The 14,387-nt window shown below is 70.0% G+C and carries 15 protein-coding genes; 9 read left to right on the top strand and 6 right to left on the bottom strand.

Annotated features, from left to right (window positions below; translation table 11 throughout):
- Positions 1-302 precede the first annotated feature (302 nt).
- Positions 303-1,946, top strand: a complete 1,644-nt coding sequence (locus AC3B6A_RS01130) for a SulP family inorganic anion transporter (RefSeq protein WP_488400494.1) — start codon at positions 303-305, stop codon at positions 1,944-1,946.
- 1 nt (position 1,947) lies between these two features.
- A complete protein-coding gene (locus AC3B6A_RS01125; protein ID WP_488400493.1) occupies positions 1,948-2,613 on the top strand; it encodes an HAD family hydrolase in 666 nt (221 codons plus the stop codon).
- A gap of 22 nt (positions 2,614-2,635) precedes the next feature.
- Here AC3B6A_RS01125 and AC3B6A_RS01120 read toward each other — a convergent pair whose 3' ends face one another.
- Positions 2,636-3,586: an adenosine deaminase gene (locus tag AC3B6A_RS01120; RefSeq protein WP_488400492.1), complete on the bottom strand. Its 951-nt coding sequence runs from the start codon at positions 3,584-3,586 to the stop codon at positions 2,636-2,638.
- Positions 3,587-3,760: 174 nt separating this feature from the next.
- Between AC3B6A_RS01120 and AC3B6A_RS01115 the strand changes: the two genes are divergently transcribed.
- On the top strand, positions 3,761-4,843 hold the full coding sequence (locus AC3B6A_RS01115; protein WP_488400491.1) for a calcium:cation antiporter: 1,083 nt from the start codon (positions 3,761-3,763) through the stop codon (positions 4,841-4,843).
- Positions 4,844-4,845: 2 nt separating this feature from the next.
- The gene (locus tag AC3B6A_RS01110) at positions 4,846-5,355 is read left to right on the top strand and encodes a nucleoside 2-deoxyribosyltransferase (RefSeq protein ID WP_488400490.1); all 510 of its coding nucleotides are present in this window, start codon (positions 4,846-4,848) and stop codon (positions 5,353-5,355) included.
- Positions 5,356-5,662: 307 nt separating this feature from the next.
- Here AC3B6A_RS01110 and AC3B6A_RS01105 read toward each other — a convergent pair whose 3' ends face one another.
- Together AC3B6A_RS01105 and AC3B6A_RS01100 are read right to left on the bottom strand one after the other, a co-directional pair.
- Positions 5,663-6,685, bottom strand: coding sequence for an energy transducer TonB (locus AC3B6A_RS01105; protein ID WP_488400489.1), 1,023 nt, complete (start codon positions 6,683-6,685; stop codon positions 5,663-5,665).
- Positions 6,686-6,740: 55 nt separating this feature from the next.
- Positions 6,741-7,733, bottom strand: coding sequence for a CobW family GTP-binding protein (locus tag AC3B6A_RS01100; protein ID WP_488400487.1), 993 nt, complete (start codon positions 7,731-7,733; stop codon positions 6,741-6,743).
- A 75-nt stretch (positions 7,734-7,808) separates the two neighbouring features.
- Between AC3B6A_RS01100 and AC3B6A_RS01095 the strand changes: the two genes are divergently transcribed.
- Positions 7,809-8,162 carry an NADH:ubiquinone oxidoreductase gene (locus AC3B6A_RS01095; RefSeq protein WP_488400486.1) on the top strand — a complete coding sequence of 118 codons (354 nt, stop codon included), beginning with the start codon at positions 7,809-7,811 and terminating at the stop codon, positions 8,160-8,162.
- 132 nt (positions 8,163-8,294) lie between these two features.
- On the opposite strand, the gene AC3B6A_RS01090 is transcribed toward AC3B6A_RS01095, so the two are convergent.
- Together AC3B6A_RS01090 and zigA are read right to left on the bottom strand one after the other, a co-directional pair.
- Positions 8,295-8,927 carry a DUF1826 domain-containing protein gene (locus tag AC3B6A_RS01090; protein WP_488400485.1) on the bottom strand — a complete coding sequence of 211 codons (633 nt, stop codon included), beginning with the start codon at positions 8,925-8,927 and terminating at the stop codon, positions 8,295-8,297.
- Entirely contained in the window at positions 8,927-10,129 is a 1,203-nt protein-coding gene (gene zigA, locus AC3B6A_RS01085; RefSeq protein ID WP_488400484.1) for a zinc metallochaperone GTPase ZigA, read from the bottom strand. The genes AC3B6A_RS01090 and zigA overlap by 1 nt, the downstream gene beginning before the upstream one ends.
- Positions 10,130-10,298: 169 nt before the next feature.
- On the opposite strand from zigA, the gene AC3B6A_RS01080 reads away from it, so the two are divergent.
- Positions 10,299-10,706, top strand: a complete 408-nt coding sequence (locus AC3B6A_RS01080; protein WP_488400482.1) for a hypothetical protein — start codon at positions 10,299-10,301, stop codon at positions 10,704-10,706.
- Positions 10,707-10,716: 10 nt separating this feature from the next.
- Here AC3B6A_RS01080 and AC3B6A_RS01075 read toward each other — a convergent pair whose 3' ends face one another.
- A complete protein-coding gene (locus AC3B6A_RS01075) occupies positions 10,717-11,895 on the bottom strand; it encodes an N-acetylmuramoyl-L-alanine amidase (protein ID WP_488400481.1) in 1,179 nt (392 codons plus the stop codon).
- Between the two features lie 73 nt (positions 11,896-11,968).
- Between AC3B6A_RS01075 and folE2 the strand changes: the two genes are divergently transcribed.
- Genes folE2 through AC3B6A_RS01060 form a run of 3 tightly spaced genes read left to right on the top strand, consistent with a single transcriptional unit; the run spans position 11,969 to position 14,387 of the window.
- Positions 11,969-12,862: a GTP cyclohydrolase FolE2 gene (gene folE2, locus AC3B6A_RS01070; RefSeq protein ID WP_488400480.1), complete on the top strand. Its 894-nt coding sequence runs from the start codon at positions 11,969-11,971 to the stop codon at positions 12,860-12,862.
- Positions 12,859-13,524, top strand: coding sequence for a metal ABC transporter ATP-binding protein (locus AC3B6A_RS01065; RefSeq protein WP_488400479.1), 666 nt, complete (start codon positions 12,859-12,861; stop codon positions 13,522-13,524). The genes folE2 and AC3B6A_RS01065 overlap by 4 nt, the downstream gene beginning before the upstream one ends.
- Positions 13,524-14,387, top strand: a complete 864-nt coding sequence (locus AC3B6A_RS01060) for a metal ABC transporter permease (RefSeq protein WP_488400478.1) — start codon at positions 13,524-13,526, stop codon at positions 14,385-14,387. Before AC3B6A_RS01065 ends, AC3B6A_RS01060 begins: the two co-directional genes overlap by 1 nt.

Raw genomic sequence — 14,387 nt, 5'->3', positions numbered from 1 at the left:
TCGCCGGTCCAGTGACGCTCGCGCGAAACCAGGCGGGAAGTGGGGAGGGGCAACGCCTTGATGTTCAACATAATGAACACAATATTGCCAATTTCGGCGGCATTTGGCAAATCGACCGCTTCGATTCCAGGTATGAACGCCCATGAACCGGCGCTTACAGGCAAGTCCGTCCGCCAGGCGCCATCAGGACCGTGCGATATTCTGCTCACTCCATTGAGCCTGTCGCCGCCCGCGATCTGCCCCACGCTCCGGGCCGCTTCATCCTGCTACTATCCCCAGCCAGAACCCTGTCGGAGATCGCGATGATCGCTCTGCAAGACGCCTGGAAGGCCGGACTGTTCGGCCGCGAACACTGGACACGCAACCTGGTGGCCGGAGTGATAGTCGGGGTGGTGGCGCTGCCCTTGGCCATGGCCTTCGCCATCGCCAGCGGGGTGAAGCCGGAGCAGGGCATCTACACGGCGATCATCGCCGGCATCGCGGTGTCGTTGCTCGGCGGCAGCCGGTTGCAGATCGCCGGGCCCACCGGCGCCTTCATCGTGATCCTCGCCGGGGTGACTGCCAAACACGGGGTCGACGGCCTGCAGATCGCCACGCTGATGGCCGGCGCGATCCTCGTGCTGCTCGGCGCGAGCCGGCTCGGCGCGATCATCCGCTTCATCCCGGCGCCGGTGATCGTCGGCTTCACCGCCGGCATCGGGGTGATCATCTGGGTCGGCCAGTGGAAGGACTTCTTCGGCCTGCCCGCGGTCAGCGGCGAACACTTCCACCAGAAGCTCTGGCACCTGCTGCAGGCGCTGCCGCACCTGCATGTGGCGACCACCCTGCTGGCGATGCTGAGCCTGGCGCTGGTGCTGTTCACCCCGCGCGTCGCCGCCCTGCGCCGGGTTCCCGGGCCGCTGGTGGCGATGGTGGTGGTGACCGCCATCCAGTCGCTGTTCCACTTCGACGGCGTGGCCACCATCGGCACCGCCTTCGGCGGCATCCCCCAGGGCCTGCCCAGCTTCAGCCTGCCGGAGGTGACCCTGCCGCGCGTGCTCGAACTGATCGGCCCGGCCTTCGCCATCGCCATGCTCGGCGCCATCGAATCGCTGCTCTCGGCGGTGGTCGCCGACGGCATGGCGGCGACCCGCCACGACTCCAACCAGGAGCTGATCGGCCAGGGCATCGCCAACCTGGTCGCCCCGCTGTTCGGCGGCTTCGCCGCCACCGGCGCCATCGCGCGCACCGCCACCAACATCCGCAACGGCGGCAACAGCCCGCTGGCCGGCGTCACCCACTCGGTGACCCTGGTGCTGATCCTGCTGTTCCTCGCCCCGCTGGCCTCGAACATCCCGCTCTGCGCGCTGGCGGCGATCCTCTTCGTGGTGGCCTGGAACATGAGCGAGATGCGCCACTTCCTGTTCATGGTCAAGCGCGCGCCGCGCGCCGACGTGACGATCCTGCTGATCACCTTCCTGCTCACCGTGTTCAGCGACCTGGTGATCGCGGTGAACATCGGCGTGATCCTCGCCATGCTGCAATTCATGCGGCGCATGGCGTCGTCGGTGGAGGTGCACGTCGACGAAGGCCCGGAACTGGAAGTGGAACTGCGCGGCCGCGGCCTCTTCGAACTGCCGCCGGGGGTGCTGGTGTACAGCATCGAGGGACCGCTGTTCTTCGGCGCCGCGGAGACCTTCGAGCGCGCCCTGGTCAAGACCCATACCGATCCCAAGGTGCTGATCATCCGCCTGCGCCGTGTGCCCTTCATGGACATCACCGGCATGCAGACCTTGCAGGAGGTCATCGAGGACCTGCAGCGGCGCAACATCGAGGTCCGCCTGTGCGAGGCCAACTCGCGGGTGCTGAGAAAGCTGCGCAAGACCGGGATACTCGATGCACACAGAGCCGCCATCTATCACCCGGACTTCCCCTCCGCGCTGACGGCCACGACCGCCGGGGCCTGAGATGGCCGGGCGGATCGAGGCGCTGATCTTCGACTGCGACGGCACGCTGGTGGACAGCGAGCAGCTGTCCGCCGAGCTGATCGTCCTGCTGCTGGACGAACGCGGCGTGCGCAGCTCGGTGGAGGCCATCCTGCCGATCTACCGCGGCGAGCGCTTCCTCGACGTGGTGGAGCATCTGGGGCGGCTTTATCCACAGGTGGCGCCGACCGACTTCCTCGCCGAGTACCGCCAGCGCAGCCTGCCCTGGCTGCGCGCCCGGCTGCGGGCGATGCCCGGCGCGGCGGAACTGGTGCGGCGCCTGCGGGTGGCCAAGTGCGTGGCCTCCAACGGCCCGCGCGAGAAAATCGAGACCAGCCTGGAATGCGCGGGGCTGCTGGACGACTTCCACGGCCGGGTGATCAGCGCCTACGACCTGGGCGTGTGGAAACCCGATCCCGAACTGATCCGCCACGCCGCCCGGCACATGGGCGTGGCGCCGGAGCGCTGCCTGGTGGTGGACGACAGCCTCCCCGGCCTGCGCGCGGGACTGGCCGCCGGGGCGCGGGTGGTCGGTTTCGGCGGATTGGACTTCAGCGGACTGCCCGGCGAATTCGACCGGGCGCGGGACATGCGCGAACTGGGCCGCCTGCTGGACGGCCTGGGCCTGCTGGCGCCGCCCTCCCCCTGACGCCGGAGCGGGCGGCGTCGGGTCACTTCACCAGCCGCGCGTCCAGGCTGTTCTGCGCCAGCCGCTGGGCCTGCTCCCGGGTCATGCCCAGGTGCTCATGCAGGGCCTGGAAGTTCTCGTTGACGTAGCCGCCGAAGTAGGCCGGGTCGTCCGAATTCACCGTGACCTTCACGCCGCGTTCGAGCATGTCGAGGATGTTGTGCTCGCGCATGTGTTCGAACACGCAGAGCTTGGTGTTGGACAGCGGGCAGACGGTCAGCGGTATCTGCTCGTCGATGATGCGCCGCATCAGCCGCTCGTCCTCGATGGCGCGCACGCCGTGGTCGATGCGTTCGACCTTGAGCAGGTCGAGGGCTTCCCAGATGTACTCCGGCGGACCTTCCTCGCCGGCGTGGGCGACGGTGAGGAAGCCTTCGGCGCGGGCGCGGTCGAACACGCGCTGGAACTTGCTCGGCGGATGGCCGACCTCGGAGCTGTCCAGGCCGACGGCGATGAAGGCGTCGCGAAACGGCAGCGCCTGCTCCAGGGTCTTGAACGCCTCGTCCTCGGACAGGTGGCGCAGGAAGCTGAGGATCAGGCCGTGGCGGATGCCCAGCTGCCGCTCGCCATCCTTGAGCGCGGCCTGGATGCCGCGCAGCACCACCTCGAAGGGAATGCCGCGGTCGGTGTGGGTCTGCGGGTCGAAGAACGGCTCGACGTGGATGACGTGCTGCGCCTTGCACTTCTGCAGGTAGGCCCAGGTCAGGTCGTAGAAGTCCTGCTCGGTGCGCAGCACGTCGGCGCCGGCGTAGTAGAGGTCGAGGAACTCCTGCAGGTTGTTGAACGCATAGGCCCGGCGCAGGCTCTCGACGTCGCCCCAGGGCAGGGCGACCTTGTTGCGCTCGGCCAGGGCGAAGAGCAGCTCGGGCTCCAGCGAACCCTCCAGGTGCAGGTGCAGTTCGGCCTTGGGCAGGGCATTGAGCCAGTCGTACATGGTGGGGTTCTCTTCATCAGGCGGTCGCGGGAATTATTGCACGGCCCGGCGCGGGCGCAGGCCGGGATGCCGACGACGGACGCCGGCCGGGCTCTCCCGGCGGGCCGGCTGGTGTGTCGTCCGGGCATTGCCTAAGATGGCGAACCCGCTTTTACCGGATATGGAAGCCCCCCGATGCTGCGCGCGCTCAAAGACGAAAAGTTCCTCATCCTCGCCCTGCTGGTGGCGCTGGCGGTGTACCCGCTGGAACACAGCCTGCTGAGCGGCGGCAAGATGCTCGCCGGGATCACCGCCACGGTGCTGCTGGCGGTGATCATCGGCGTCTCCCTGCGCGTGGCGCACCACGCCGAAATCCTCGCGGAGAAGGTCGGCGAGCCCTACGGCACCATGATCCTGACCCTGGCGGCGGTGCTGGTGGAGGTTGTGATCCTGGCGATCATGATGGGCCACAACCATTCGCCGACCCTGGCCCGCGACACCATCTACGCCGCGGTGATGCTGGACATGAACGGCATCCTCGGCCTGGCCGCGCTGCTGGGCGGCCTGAAGCACGGCGAGCAGTCGTACAACGACGACTCGGGCAAGACCTACGTGACCATGATCCTCACCGCCGTGGGCATCTCCATGGTGGTGCCGGAGCTGATCCCCGCCGAGCAGTGGAAGCTCTACTCCTTCTTCACCATCGGCTGCATGGTGATGCTCTACGCCCTGTTCCTGCGCATGCAGACCGGCCAGCACAGCTACTACTTCAGCTACAACTACGCCGCCCACGGCGAGCAGCACGAAGCCCACGAGGCGCACGGCAGCAGCCGGCAGTCGATCATGCTGCTGGTGGTCGGCGTGGTGCTGATCGGCGCGCTGGCCGAGGTGATGTCCAAGGCGCTGGACGTCGGCCTGCAGGGCGCCGGCGTGCCGCCGATCGTCCCGGCGCTGCTGGTGGCGGCGATCTCCGCCAGCCCGGAAATCCTCACCGCCCTGCGCGCCGCGCTGGCCAACCGCATGCAGCCGGTGGTCAACATCGCCCTGGGCGCCTCGCTGTCGACGGTGATCCTCACCGTGCCGGTGATCGAGGCCCTGGCGCTGTTCAGGGACCAGCCGATCCAGATGGCGATGACCCCGCTGCAGACCGGCATGATGTTCATCACCCTGATGGTCGCCGGCTTCAACCTGCATGACGGCAAGACCAACGCCATCGAGGGCATGACCCACTTCGTGCTGTTCGCCACCTTCCTGATGTTGTCGCTGATGGGACTCTGACCATGCTCAAGATCTACCTCGCCGGCCCCGACGTGTTCCGCCCCGACGCCTTCGAGCAGGGCGAACGGCTCAAGGCCCTGTGCGCCGAGTTCGGCCTGCGGGGCCTGTACCCGCTGGACCACTCGGTGCCCGCGGGAATCGAGCAGCCCCGGGAACAGGCGCTGTGGATCTACCAGGCCAACCTCGCGCTGATCGCCGAGGCCGACGCGGTGGTCGCCAACCTCAACCCCTTCCGCGGCGCCGAGCCGGACAGCGGCACGGCCTTCGAGCTGGGCTACGCCGCCGCCCTGGGCAAGCCACTGTACGGCTACATCGACGAGGGCGGCAGCTGCGCCGAGCGCCTGCCGTGCGAATGGAAGGGCGACGAGCCGGGCCGCGACCGCGAGGGCAACCAGGTGGAAGCCTTCGGCCTGCCGCTGAACCTGATGCTTGGCGTGCCGGCGCAGGTCGCCGTCGGCGGGGCGCGGGAAGCGCTGGCATTGCTCAAGGCCGAACTGCTCCAGGCGGAATGACCCGCCTTTCGTAGGAGCGGACTCCGTCCGCGATCCGACCGACAGGTCGGTGCCACGGCCATCGCGGACAAGGTCCGTTCCCGCCTCGCCAACAGAAAACGCGCCCCCAGGGCGCGTTTTTTGTCGGTGCGGAAAAGGCTCAGCAGCCAGCGGCTTTTGCTCTCGTAGGAGCGGACCTTGTCCGCGATAACCTCCGGCGCGATTCGGACCTTTCGCGGACAAGGTCCGCTCCTACAGGAACCGAAGCCGTGCCACCACCAATAAAAAACGCGCCCCGGGGCGCGTTTTTTATTGGTGCGGAAAAACCTCAGCGCCGGGCTTTCTTCAGCTCGAAGTTGAACACCTTGGTCGCCTGCCGCGCGACGATCCGGCCGCCCAGCGTGCGCGGCTCGAAGCGCCACCGCTCCATGGCGTCGAGCACGCTGCGCTCGAAGACCCGCGGCGGGGTCGATTCGAGGAACTGGATGTCGGTGATCCGGCCATCGCTGGTGATGGTGAACAGGACCTTCACGCGCCCTTCGATCTGCCGCGTCTGGGCCACGCGCGGATAGACCGGCGGGTCCATGCGCAGCGGCTTGATGTCGCTGTCGGTGAGGCTGCCGGTCGGCAGGCCGGCGGGGCCTTGCGAGCCGCTCGGCGCCGACTGCGCGCCCGGGGTGGACTGGCCGACGGTCGGCGCGGCGGCGGGTGGCGCTGCAGCCGGGGTCGGCGGCGCGGTGGTTTCCGGCGCCGATTCCGCCTCGGGCTCAGGCTTGGGTTTCGGCTTGGGCTTGGGCGCGACCTTGGGGACGGCCTTTTCCACCGGCTTGGGTTTCGGCTTGGGCTGTTCCACCGGCTTGGGTGGCTCGACCGGCTTTGGCGGCTCGGGCGGCGTCGGAACCGGCGCGGCGGCCGGCGGTTGCTGCACCGGCTCGGGCCGGGGCGGCAGGTTGACGACGCTGACCTGCATCGCCGCGGGCATCACGCCCTGGCCCAGGTTCAGCTCCGCCGGCGAGGGCACGATCCAGAACAGCGCGGCGACTATCGCCAGGTGCATGCCGACCGCCAGCCCCGAGGACTTCCACCAGCCAGCCCTGCGCGGCGGCTCCGCGCCCTCCTCCACGCCTTCCACGGGGGCGGCGTAGGGGATCAGCACCTCCTCGGGAAGCACCTCCACATCCCGCCGCTCGCCCTCGCAACTGACCAGCCGCAGGTGGGCCTCGTTGACGCGCTGGGCGTTCACGCTGGGCAGTACGGCACCCTCCTCCGTCGTGGCGACGAGGGAGAGCGCGTCCTCGACGGACACGGCGAGACTGACGTCAGCCGCTTCGCGCGGTTGGGGTAAGGACATGAGAAAGCCTGTGGAAAGAGTTCACGAAGCAATATCTTCTGATAATTATTATCATTCACCAGCCCGACGAGGGCAACCTCGTTGTCAGATCCGGTTCGATGGCACAGCGCAACAGCGCGTCGTGAAGCGGCTGCGGCTCGACCGGCGCCGCCAGGATCAGCTCGATCCGGCTGTCGCGCCGCCACGGGCTGGGCGCCCAGGGTTCCGCTCGTCCGGTACGGTTGCAGGCCAGCCAGCCGCCCTCGCCATGCAGCACCGCCTTGGCCCGCAGCAGGCCGGGCAGAGCGGCGAGCCAGTCGTCCAGCTCGGCGATGCGGAAGCGCCAGTCGGGGTGGAAACGCCAGCCGATCGCCTGCCGGCCGTCCTCGATGCGCACCTGCCGCAGCGGCTGCTCGCGGCGCAGCAGCACACCGCCCGCCACGCCCGCCGGCAGCTCGGGCAGCTCGCCCGCCGGTTCCGCCGGCGACGTGGCGGGCAGTTCGGGGAGCGCCAGCCGGCCCTGCGTGGTCCAGCGCACCGGCAGTGCCGGCAGACCGGCCAGCAGCGCGGCGCGGGCCGCGTCGTCGAGGTTCTCGCTCTTGTTCAGCAGGATCAGCCCGGCCTGCTCCAGCGCCGCCTCCTGGGCTTCGGGCAGCGGCTGCCCGGCCGCCAGCGCCGCGGCGTCCAGCACCATGACCAGCGGCTGCACCGCCAGCACGCCGTGCCAGGGCGCGGCGCGCAGTTGCGCCAGCAGTTGCGAGGGATGGCCGAGGCCGGAAGGTTCGATGAACAGCCGCTGCGGCCTGGCCTTGCGCAACAGCCGGCCCAGCCCGACCTGGAACGGCGCGCCGTTCACGCAGCACAGACAGCCGCCCGCGACCTCGCCGAGGGCGACGCCGTCTTCGTCGCGGCTGAGCAGCGCGGCGTCCAGGCCGACCTGGCCGAACTCGTTGATCAGCACCGCCCAGCGCTGGTCCGCCGGGCGCTGGGCCAGCAGGTCGCGCAGCAGGCTGGTCTTGCCCGCCCCAAGGGGGCCGGCAATGAGGTGAGTCGGGATCTGCTTCAACATTCGCCCATGGTGACGCCTGACGCTCGCCGGGAAAAGCGCTAGAGTCGCGACTTGTTTACGCACCCCGGACCGATCATGCGCCTGCCCCTTTGCCTCGCCCTCGCCTGCCTGCCCCTGTTCGCCCATGGCGAGGCCTGCGTGGTGCACAGCCAGGGCGCCAACCTCGACGTGAAGGTCTGCCAGCAGAACCGCAGCATTCCGCAGAAGCTGTTCCGCGACGGCTTCTGCCAGCCGCAATTGAAGGACCAGAAGGTCCAGGTCACCTACGCCGACAGCTGCCCCAGCGGCGCCTTCGGCGTCTGCGAGAACGCCGAGGTGCAGGGCATGCCCTACCGCCAGGACATCCATTATTACGGCGTGGCCAGCGACGCGCGCGTCCTCCAGCCGTTCTGCGAAGGCCAGAGCCACGGCCAGTGGCGCAAGCCCTGACGCGCCTTCATCGACCTGTCATACGCCTCAGGCTTACTGTCCCCGGGTACCTCACACCCTCTCGGCACCCCACGCCGTGAATGATCTTGGTGAATCGGGTCGCCATCCCTGGCGGCCCATTTTTTTTGCCCGCTAACCCAGCCAGTCCAGCGTCAGCAGCAGACGCCGCTCGCCGGGCGCCGGCTGCGGCGAGCGATGGACGATGCCGCCGCCGGGATTGCCGGCCCATTTCTCGCCCTTGAACAGACCCACGTCACCCGCCGCCATCTGGCGTATCGCCGCAAGGCCATCGGGCTCCGCCGCCGGCTCGCCCAGGTGCGCGCGGGCCATCGCCCACTCCTCCAGCCACTGGCTGGCCGGCCCGGCGTAGGTGGTGACCAGCCGCAGCGGCACATGATCGACGTGGAAGCGCGGGCACATGGCTTTCTCCAGGCTGCGCAGGCGCAAACCGATGCGCCGCGCGCCGGTGAGGCAGGCGAAGGCTTCGGCCAGCCACTGCAGGTCGTCACGCAGCAGCGCGCAGCCGTCGAGCATGGCGTGGTCGCGTAGCAGGTCGCCCAGCGGGACGCGCTCGTCGACCACGTCCAGGCTCTGCTTCAGGTCCAGCGAGCGGGTGCTCAGCCAACTGGCGAAGGTGCTGATCTCCGGGAACAAGGTGCGCTGCCAGACGGCGAGATTGACGTCGTCGCGGAGCACATCGGCGAGCACCTGCGGGTCGTCGCCCAGCACCTGGCGCGGCCAGGCCGGCGTGTCGAGGGCGAGCATCAGGCTTGCGCCTCCCAGGGTTCGAAGGGATCGCGCAGGCGCTCCCAGGCGGTGGCGCCGGCGGCCATTTCGGCGTCGTCCAGCAGGCAGCGGTCCAGTTCGGCGAACAGGAGCCCGAAGTCCAGGTTCTGGCCGATGAACACCAGTTCCTGGCGGCAATCGCCGCTGTCGGCGTCCCAGTGCTTGAGCACGGCCTGCCGCTCGGTGTCGTCCTGCGGCCAGGCTTCGCGCGGGACGAAGCGCCACCAGCGCCCGGCCAGACCGTGGCGCATCAGGCCGCCGGCCTGGGACCAGCTGCCCGCGTCGCGGTAGCGGCTGGCCAACCAGAAGAAGCCCTTGGAGCGCAGCAGGCGGCCGTTGCTCCAGGGCCGGGCGAGAAAGTCGTGGAAGCGCTGCGGGTGGAACGGCCGGCGCGCGCGGTAGACGCTGGAGGCGATGCCGTAGGCCTCGGTCTCCGGCAGGTGCTCGCCGCGCAGCTCCTTGAGCCAGCCGGGCGCGCGCTCGGCACGCTGGAAGTCGAAGCGGCCGGTGTCGAGGATGCGCGCCAGCGGCACCTGGCCCATCACCATCGGCTGGATGTCGGCGTCGGGGTTGAGCTTGCGCAGGATGGCCAGCAGCTCGTCGCGCTCGGCGCTGCCGATCAGGTCGATCTTGCTCACCAGGATCACGTCGGCGAACTCCACCTGCTCCACCAGCAGGTCGCTGAGCGAGCGCTCGTCGTCCTCGCCGAGGGTTTCGCCGCGCTCGGCGAGGCTGTCGGCGCCCTGGTAGTCGGCGAGGAAGTTCAGCCCGTCGACCACGGTGACCAGCGTATCCAGCCGCGCCAGGTCCGACAGGCTGCGGTCCTGCTCGTCGCGGAAGGTGAAGGTCTCGGCCACCGGCAGCGGCTCGGAGATGCCGGTGGATTCGATCAGCAGGTAGTCGAAGCGGCCTTCGCGGGCGAGGCGGCTGACCTCTTCCAGCAGGTCCTCGCGCAGGGTGCAGCAAATGCAGCCGTTGCTCATCTCCACCAGGCGCTCCTGCCCGCGGTTGAGGCTGACGTCACGCTGCACTTCGCGGCCGTCGATGTTGATTTCGCTCATATCGTTGACGATCACCGCGACCTTGAGGTTCTCGCGGTTCTTCAGCACATGGTTGAGCAGGGTGCTCTTGCCGGCGCCGAGGAAGCCGGACAGGACGGTGACGGGGAGGCGTTGGCTCACGGTGGTCTCTCTCTTCTGCGGGCAGCCTGCGGTGCGCCTGGGGAATCCCTGGCTGGGCTGCCGGTTCGCTTGCGTGAATTGTTATAATATAACAATAAAACTCGAACAATCCGCTTTCCCATCGAGCGGCGCCATGCCATAGATAGCCCCAAGTCCGCCGAGAGCCCCGATGAAAGCCGTCGCCCTGAGCTGTTGCCTGCTGTCGCTCGCCCCCCTCGCCCACGCCGGAGGCACCGCGCCGCTGCCCTTCCCGGGCCTGGCGTCGGCGGCCTGCGCCTGGCTGGCCAACGTGCTGGCGTGCATGGAGCGCGACGGCAGCCACTACAGCGTCGCCACCCTCGGCCGCGACACCTACCTGCGCGGCTTCGACGCCGGCAGCGGCCTGGACTGGGCGCAGACCGGCACGCGCTACGGGCAAATCACCTTCTTCAGCGGCGTATCCAGCGACGGCCAGGTGTGGATCGGCTCCAGCCGCGGCATCGGCTGGACCAACATCAGCCGCTTCAGCAGCTCCAGCGGCGGCCGGGCGAAGCTCAGCTGCGGCCGGGTCAGCGGCTGCAGCCAGCAGGTGCGCTAGGGCGTTCGCCCTACGCCATCCCCGCCAGCAGGCTGCCCTGCGGTGGTCGCTGGCGGAAATAGCCGTGCAGGCCCTCGAAGATCGCCTCGGCCAGCTGCTGCTGGTGCCGCGCGTCGTGCAGCCGGCGGCAATCGGCGTCGTTGGAGATGAAGCCGGTCTCGACCAGGATCGACGGGATGTCCGGCGACTTGAGCACCGCGAAGCCGGCCTGGTCGACGCGCTCCTGGTGCAGCCGGGTGATGCCGCCCAGGCTGCGCAGCACGCTGTGGCCCAGGTCCAGGCTGGAGGCGACGGTGGCATTGATCGACATGTCGAGGATCACCCCCGCCAGCATCGGGTCCTTGTCCTTGAGCGGCAGGTTGCTGGCCGCACCGATCAGGTCGGCGCCGTTCTCGCGCTCGGCCATGAAGCGCGCCAGGGTCGAGGTGGCGCCGTGCTCGGAGAGGGCGAACACCGAGGCGCCGGAGGCCGTGCGGCGGGGCGCGGCGTCGGCGTGCACCGAGACGAACATGTCGGCGTTGCAGCGCCGCGCCACTTCCACACGCTGGCGCAGCGGGATGAATACGTCGACGTTGCGCACCAGCCGCGCCTTGAAGCCGGGCTGGCGGTCGATGCGCCGCGCCAGGTTCTGCGCGATCAGCAGCGCCACGTCCTTCTCCCGCTCGCCGCGCGAGCCGAGCGCGCCGGGGTCCTTGCCGCCGTGGCCGGCGTCGACCACCACCACGATGTCGCGGCCCTTGTCCGCGCCTTTCGTGGGGCTGGCCGGGGCCTCGGCCAAGCGCTGGCGCGCGCGCAGGTCGAGCACCAGGCGATGCCCCTTGCCGCCTTCCGGGGCGAGGGCGAAGGCATTCAGGTCCACCGCCTCGGCGAGGTCAAGAACCAGGCGCAGCCCGCCATCGCCCAGGCGCCCGCTGCGGATGTCGCGCAGCGGCCCGGCCGGCAGCGCCAGCCGGCCCAGGTCGGCGCTCGGCTGCGCGCCGTCGAGGTCGAGGTCGACCACCAGCCGCTCCGGCGCGGACAGCTGGAAGGTGCGGAAGTGGAAGGGGCCGTCCAGGTCGAGGACCAGGCGCAGGCCGTCGGCGGACTGGACGGCGCGGGCGTCGAGCAGGCGGGCGCCGGCCAGGGCGTCCAGGGCGGGTATCCAGGCGGCACTGGCGAGCAGGCTCTGCAGCAGGCGGCGTCGATTCATGTCGGTGGTGGTTGCAGGAAGGATCGGGAAGCAATAGGTTATATTATAACATTTGCCGCTACCACCCATTCCCATGACCGTCTTCCTCCCGGATATCTCCACCCAGGCCGCGCCGATCGCGCTCACGCTCGACTGGGTCGGCATGCAGGGCATCGCCCTGCCCCTGCGCCTGCATGGCGAGCGCCTGGGCGCGCTGGCCGATGCCGGCGTCAGCCTCGACGACGCCGGCGCGCGCGGCATCCACATGTCGCGCCTGTACCTGGCGCTGGCCCGCCTCGGCCAGCACGAACTCACCCCGGCCCTGCTGCGCGACGTGCTCGGCGACTTCCTCGCCAGCCACGCCGGCCTGTCGCGTCGCGCCAGCCTGCGCCTGGCCTTCGACCTGCTGCTCGAGCGCGCGGCGCTGGTCAGCCCGTTGCGCGGCTGGAAGGCCTATCCCTGCGAAGTCCAGGCGCAGCTCGACGACCAGGGCCTGCAGCTCGAACTGCGGCTGCGCCTGCCCTACTCCTCGACCTGCCCCTGCTCGGCGGCCCTGGCGCGCCAGCTGATCCAGCAGCGCTTCGCCGCCGATTTCGCCGAACGCGCGCCGAGCCTCGAAGCCGTCCACGCCTGGCTCGGCAGCAACGCCGGGATAGCCGCCACGCCGCACAGCCAGCGCAGCTTCGCCGAGCTGCGGGTGGAGCTGCGCGACGGCCTCGAACGGCTGCCGCTGGAGGAACTGCTCGACCTCGCCGAAGCCAGCCTCGGCACCGCCGTGCAGACCGCCGTGAAACGCGCCGACGAGCAGGCCTTCGCCCTCGCCAATGGGCAGAACCCGATGTTCTGCGAGGACGCCGCGCGGCGCCTGCACCTGGCCCTCGCCGGGCATCCGGAGGTGCGCGCCTTCGCGCTGCAGGTGGTCCACGCCGAAAGTCTCCACGCCCATGACGCCGTGGCCCGCAGCCAGTGGCGCCGGGAGGTCGCGTGATCCGTTGCCAGTCCCTGCAGTGGGGGCCGCCGCGCCTGCCGCTGACGCCGCCGCTGGACCTCGAACTCGCCCCCGGCAGCTTCACCGCCGTGATCGGCGCCAACGGTTGCGGCAAGAGCAGCCTGCTGAAGGTCATCGCCGGGTTGCAGAAGCCCCTGGCCGGGCGCGTGGACAGCGAACTGCGCCCCCGCGAGATCGGCTATCTGGTGCAGCAGCAGGCGCTCGACCGGCAGTTCCCGATCAGCCTCGGCGAGCTGGTCGGCGCCGGCTTCTGGAACAGTCGCCTGACCGCCGCCGCCCGCCGCGAGCGACTGCGCGCGGTCCTCGCCGACTGGCGCCTGGAGGGCCTGGAACAGCGCCCATTGGCGGCGCTGTCCGGCGGCCAGTTGCAGCGCGCGCTGCTCGCCCGCCTGAGCCTGATGGACAGCCCCCTGCTGCTGCTCGACGAGCCCGACGCCTGCCTCGACGAAGCCGGCCAGGACCTGCTCTGGCAGCGCATCGACGCCTGGCACCGCGCCGGGCGCACGCTGCTGCTGGTCTGCCATGATCTGGCGCGGGTGCGCCAGCACGTGCCCGACTGCCTGCGCATCGCCGCCGACGGCTGCCAGCACGGCGGCAGCGGCAGGCTGATCGCCCGGCGCGACCAGGCCTGGGTGGCGTGATGATCCTCCACGCGCTCTGGCAACCCTTCTGCGAATTCGCCTTCATGCGCCGCGCGCTGCTCGGCGGCGTGGCCCTGGCGCTGAGCGCCGCGCCGCTCGGGGTGTTCCTCATCCTGCGGCGCATGAGCCTGATCGGCGACGCCATCGCCCACGGCATCCTCCCCGGCGCCGCCGTCGGCTTCTGGCTGGCCGGGCTGTCGCTGCCGGCGCTGACCTTCGGCGGCCTCGGCGCCGGCCTCGCGGTGGCCGGCCTGGCCGCCTGGGTGACGCGCCACACCGGGCTGCGCGAAGACGCCAGCCTGGCCGCCGTCTACCCCATCTCGCTGGCCAGCGGCGTGCTGCTGCTGGGCCTCGCCGGCAAGCGCCTGAACCTGCTGGAAGTGCTCTTCGGCTCGGCCCTGGCGGTGGACCGCACGACCCTGCTGGGCATGCTCGGCGTCGCCGCGCTCAGCCTGCTGCTGCTCGCGGTCATCTACCGCAGCCTGCTGCTGGACAGCCTCGACCCGCTGTTCCTGCGCAGCGTCAGCCGCCTCGGGCCGCTCGCCCACGGCCTGTTCCTCGGCCTGGTGGTGCTCAACCTGGTGATCGGCTTCCAGGCCCTGGGCGCGCTGATGATGGTCGGCCTGATGATGCTGCCGGCCGCCGCCGCACGCTTCTGGAGCCGCCGCCTGCCGGTGCTGCTGGCGCTCGCCGCCGGCTTCGGCGCGCTCGCGGTATGGCTTGGCCTGGCGGCGTCCTACGCCTGGTCGCTGCCCAGCGGGCCGGCCATCGTCCTGGCCGCCGGCCTGTTCTACCTGCTCTCGGTTTTCCTCGGCCCGGTGCACGGCCTGTTGCGCCGCGGCCTGCTGCCCATTCCGCAATGA

It is taken from the genome of Pseudomonas sp. B12(2026) (assembly GCF_057767015.1).
Note: the sequence above shows the minus strand (reverse complement) of the source record. Positions and strands in the feature narration are given on the sequence as shown.

Bases quoted from the DNA above. Each gene is read 5' to 3' on its own strand.
- AC3B6A_RS01130 (WP_488400494.1), top strand. From the start codon at position 303: ATGATCGCTCTGCAAGACGCCTGGAAGGCCGGACTGTTCGGCCGCGAA.
- AC3B6A_RS01125 (WP_488400493.1), top strand. From the start codon at position 1,948: ATGGCCGGGCGGATCGAGGCGCTGATCTTCGACTGCGACGGCACGCTG.
- AC3B6A_RS01120 (WP_488400492.1), bottom strand. From the start codon at position 3,586: ATGTACGACTGGCTCAATGCCCTGCCCAAGGCCGAACTGCACCTGCAC.
- AC3B6A_RS01115 (WP_488400491.1), top strand. From the start codon at position 3,761: ATGCTGCGCGCGCTCAAAGACGAAAAGTTCCTCATCCTCGCCCTGCTG.
- AC3B6A_RS01110 (WP_488400490.1), top strand. From the start codon at position 4,846: ATGCTCAAGATCTACCTCGCCGGCCCCGACGTGTTCCGCCCCGACGCC.
- AC3B6A_RS01105 (WP_488400489.1), bottom strand. From the start codon at position 6,685: ATGTCCTTACCCCAACCGCGCGAAGCGGCTGACGTCAGTCTCGCCGTG.
- AC3B6A_RS01100 (WP_488400487.1), bottom strand. From the start codon at position 7,733: ATGTTGAAGCAGATCCCGACTCACCTCATTGCCGGCCCCCTTGGGGCG.
- AC3B6A_RS01095 (WP_488400486.1), top strand. From the start codon at position 7,809: ATGCGCCTGCCCCTTTGCCTCGCCCTCGCCTGCCTGCCCCTGTTCGCC.
- AC3B6A_RS01090 (WP_488400485.1), bottom strand. From the start codon at position 8,927: ATGCTCGCCCTCGACACGCCGGCCTGGCCGCGCCAGGTGCTGGGCGAC.
- AC3B6A_RS01080 (WP_488400482.1), top strand. From the start codon at position 10,299: ATGAAAGCCGTCGCCCTGAGCTGTTGCCTGCTGTCGCTCGCCCCCCTC.
- AC3B6A_RS01075 (WP_488400481.1), bottom strand. From the start codon at position 11,895: ATGAATCGACGCCGCCTGCTGCAGAGCCTGCTCGCCAGTGCCGCCTGG.
- folE2 (WP_488400480.1), top strand. From the start codon at position 11,969: ATGACCGTCTTCCTCCCGGATATCTCCACCCAGGCCGCGCCGATCGCG.
- AC3B6A_RS01060 (WP_488400478.1), top strand. From the start codon at position 13,524: ATGATCCTCCACGCGCTCTGGCAACCCTTCTGCGAATTCGCCTTCATG.